Origin of the sequence: Streptomyces virginiae, from assembly GCF_000720455.1 — a bacterium.
Lineage (GTDB): Bacteria > Actinomycetota > Actinomycetes > Streptomycetales > Streptomycetaceae > Streptomyces > Streptomyces virginiae.
The window spans coordinates 1-3,071 of sequence record NZ_JOAK01000076.1 but is presented as its reverse complement, the minus strand read 5'-3'; the positions used below and the strand labels follow the sequence as shown (position 1 = coordinate 3,071).

Below are 3,071 nucleotides of genomic sequence, written 5' to 3'. Positions count from 1 at the left end.
CCACGGGGGCATCATCGCTGCTGCCCGGGGAGGGCAGTACGGCGGGAAGGTGTTCCTCGGACGAGGTCTGTGACCGGGTGACCCGAACATGAATGCTGGCCCGCTTTTGCCGTTGGATTCGGTGGGTTTGGCGGGTTGGCAGGTGTGGTGTCGCATGCGGATGTTGCATCAGCGTGTTGCATCAGCGTGTTGCAGCGTGTTGCATCAGCGTGTTGCGTCGGGGTGTCGGTGGGGCGTTATGGTCCCGCTGTCCGCTGTCCGCTGTCCGCTGTCCGCTGTCCGCTGTCCGCTGTCCGCTGTCCGCTGTCCGCTGCCGGCTGCCGGCTGCCGGCTGCCGGCTGCCGGCTGCGCTGCCGGCTGCCGGCTGCCGGCTGCCGGCTGCCGGCTGCCGGCTGTCCGCTGTGCGTTGTCCGCTGTCTGCACGGTTTGTGTCTGCGTGTGTTGTCTGTGCCGTGTTGTTTTGTGGGGTGGGGTTAGGGGGTGTCGGGGGTGTCGTAGACGAGTTTGTAGGTGACGTCTTTGGGGGTGGGGGTGGGGGTGGGGGTGGTGTGGGTGTAGAGGAGGCGGATGGTGGTGAAGCGTTGGGTGTTGGGGTGGTCGGGCCAGGGTTGGGGGTGGCTGAGGGTGACGGTGACGGGGTAGGGGCGGAAGTGGCCTGCTGCGCAGTAGGGGCGGCAGTCGTTGACCATGTCGGTTCCGGTGGCGGTGGCGGTTTTCTGGTTCCAGGTGTTCCAGTGGAGGTCGACGAGGCGGTTGTTGCCGTCGCCGCAGGCGAGGAGGTATTCGTCGGGGCGTACTTGGGGTTGGGAGAAGCAGTCGACGACGACCGGGGCGGGGTCGGGGGTGGGTGCGGCTGTGGGTGGGGTGGCGGAGGCCGGTACGGCTGCCGTGATGAGGGCTGCTGCCGTACTGAGCAGGATCCCGGTCCGGGTGTGGTGGCGGGTGGGGGTGTGTGGGCTGCGGGGGGTGCGGTCGTCTCCTGTAGCGTCCACGAGACCTCCTTGCCCTTCCGTCGCGCCTGGTGGCGCCCGGCCATGCCCAGCTTCTCCGATCCGGGCGGGGGCCGCACCCGCTGGGAGTAACTCGTCGCCTGTTCTCCTGTCTGACCTGCGTGGATACGGTCCGGGCCGGGCGGGGTGGGGTTCAGGTGATGCCGATGGTGTAGGTGGCGTGGTAGCCGTTGGCGTGGGGTGTCAGGGGCAGTGTCATGGTGGTTCCCGCGGCGCGGTAGCGGCTGTCGCGGGTGTTGGGGTGCCGGGGCGGGGTGCGGCGTGTGTAGGGCGGGCGGGTGTAGACCTTGGTCAGCAGGTCTTCGGGGAAGAAGAACTGCGAGGTGGTTTCGGTGTGGGTGTCGGGGCGGACGGTGAAGTGGATGTGCGGGGCGAGGCCTGCGTACCAGCCGGGCACGATGGTGTGGAACACGCATCGTCCGGTGTGGTCGGTGATCTGGGTGCCGCGCAGGAAGGTGTCCTTGCCGGTGGAGTAGTCGCCGTCGGCGTCGGCGTGCCATACCTCGACGCGGGCGGCGGCAAGGGGCCGGCAGCCGTCGGGGACGCGTACGACGGTCAGGTTCAGCTGTAGTGGTACGCCCTCGCGGCCCTGGGTGATGTCGGAGCGGACCAGGCCGACATCGAGGTAGTACGGTCCCGCGCCGGCCCGGACGGCGAGGACGCAGGCGGGGGCTGCACTCGTGCCGGCCCTTGTCGGGGCCGGGGAGGCGGACGCCTGTCCGGCCGTGGGGCGGGTGGTGGCCGGGGCGGCGCATGCCCCGGCGAGTACGGCGGCGGCTCCGGCCGAGCCGGCGGCGAGCAGGAGGGCCCGGCGGCTGGTCGGAGGCGAGGACACCGCGCCCGTACCAGCACCCGCGCCCGTACCAGCACCCGTGCCCGTACTGGCGCTGGTGCCCGTACCGGCGCCCGGGCCCGTACCGGCGCCTGTGTCGGCGCTGGTGCTCGTGCCGGCGCCCGGGCCCGTACCGGCGCTGGTGCCTGTGTCGGCTCCGACGTCACTGGCGGTGCCGGTGTTGGTGTTGTCGGCCATGCGGACCCCTCACGCGCCCCGGGTGCCGTCCGTGCGTGGCGGGCGGCTGTACACAGGCGCCCACCGTGCCGGACGCGGTCGGTGCCGCCCGGTACCGACACACCTGTCGCCACCCCACCGGCCCCGGCCCCGCCCCGTCCCCCTCCGTGCCGCCCCGTGCCGTGCCGGCCTGCTGTGGTGGGGGTGTGGTCTCAGGGGTGTGATGCGGGGTTCTGGGGTTTCGGCGGCTCTGGTGTTCGGCCGGCCGTTCGCGGACGGTGCGCAGGGGAGGTGGCTGGTCTGGGAGTTGAGGCTGCTGGCCGCTGTTGCGCCGGCCCTTTTGATGAGGGGATGGCCTGTGAGCGGCCCAGGTCTCCCAAGGGTGCCGCTCATCGTGCCGTTGACCTGGGAGGGTGCGTCCCGCCGACCGCTCCCGCCGGCCTTTCCCGCCCCCGCCGGGGTCTGCGCTTTCTGTGTTTTCTGCGCCGTGTCGGGCTGCGGCGGTTGTTGCGGTTGTGGTGGTTGTGGTTGTGGCGGTGGTTTTCTTCCGTGACGGGCAGCGCCCCGGCCCGCCACGGTCGGGGACCGGGCGGGCAGGGGGGATGGGCGGGTGGGGGTTACCAGGAGCGGTTGAACTTCACGTGGCCGCCGTTGCGCTCGTACCAGCCGACGAAGCCCCAGTTGATCCAGCCGCCGTCGCCCTGGTTGGTGAACTGTCCGGACTCGAAGACCCACAGGCCGTAGTGGATGTTGCCCCACTGGACGTTGGCGTAGACGCGGGTGCCCTGGAACTGGTCGTTGTAGTTCTGGCTGAGGTTGAACAGCATCACGTTGTGCCGGCCGCCGGCTGCCTTGAAGGCTTTGTCGACCGCTTCTTGTACGAAGGTGCCGCGGTTGTCGGTCTTGATGGCGCGCAGGGCGTCGGCGATGGCCTTGCCGTGGCCGAGCTGGTCCATGGAGACGCTGACGCTCACGCTCTTGTCGGCGGCGGCTGCCGCGTCGGGTTCGGCCGCGGCGGGGGAGGTGGCGGCGGGGGAGGCGGGGGTGGAGAG

General features: G+C 70.8%; 3 protein-coding genes. All 3 read right to left on the bottom strand.

Annotation, left to right across the window (positions count from 1 at the left end; translation table 11 throughout):
* Positions 1-473: 473 nt before the first annotated feature.
* A complete protein-coding gene (locus IG86_RS0137980; RefSeq protein WP_244306285.1) occupies positions 474-992 on the bottom strand; it encodes a hypothetical protein in 519 nt (172 codons plus the stop codon).
* A gap of 151 nt (positions 993-1,143) precedes the next feature.
* Positions 1,144-2,040 (bottom strand): dioxygenase family protein, encoded by an 897-nt coding sequence (locus IG86_RS0137975; RefSeq protein WP_051785663.1) that lies wholly within the window; start codon positions 2,038-2,040, stop codon positions 1,144-1,146.
* Between the two features lie 596 nt (positions 2,041-2,636).
* Positions 2,637-3,071: hypothetical protein (locus IG86_RS0137970; RefSeq protein ID WP_030903111.1), on the bottom strand; the 435-nt coding region annotated here is incomplete at its 5' end.

Bases quoted from the DNA above. Each gene is read 5' to 3' on its own strand.
- IG86_RS0137975 (WP_051785663.1), bottom strand. From the start codon at position 2,040: ATGGCCGACAACACCAACACCGGCACCGCCAGTGACGTCGGAGCCGAC.